Source organism: Vogesella mureinivorans, from assembly GCF_007644035.1.
In the GTDB taxonomy this organism is placed as follows: Bacteria; Pseudomonadota; Gammaproteobacteria; order Burkholderiales; family Chromobacteriaceae; genus Vogesella; species Vogesella mureinivorans.
Genome location: NZ_VMTV02000234.1, coordinates 1 through 389 on the forward strand (window position 1 = coordinate 1; position 389 = coordinate 389).

General features: G+C 69.4%; 1 protein-coding gene. It reads right to left on the reverse strand.

Features of this window, described 5'->3' with window-relative positions:
* The coding region (locus FLQ44_RS07960; RefSeq protein ID WP_500692538.1) for a [protein-PII] uridylyltransferase family protein at positions 1-389 on the reverse strand (389 nt) is incomplete at both ends.

The window sequence follows — 389 nt, forward strand, 5'->3', positions numbered from 1 at the left end:
TCAGCTCGGAGACCTCACGCACGCCGTAGATGCGCTGCGCCATCCACGACAGCGTGTGCAGATCGCGCAGGCCGCCGGGGCCTTCTTTCAGATTCGGCTCGAGGTTGTAGGCGGTGTCGTTGTAGCGGGCGTGACGGGCGCGCTGCTCGGCGCGCTTGGCCTCGAAGAACGCGTCCGGCGTCCAGAAGCCCTCGCTGCGCACGCTGCGGGCCAGTCGCTGGCCAGGCATCGGATCTCCGCAGATCGGACGCAGCTCCAGCAGCGCGGTGGCGATGGTGGCGTCCTTGCGGCCTTCCTCGATGCACTCGTCCACCGAGCGCACTGCATGGCCGGGGGCCAGCCCTGCGTCCCAGAGTCGGGTCAGGAAGCGTTCGATGCAGGGCTGGCGG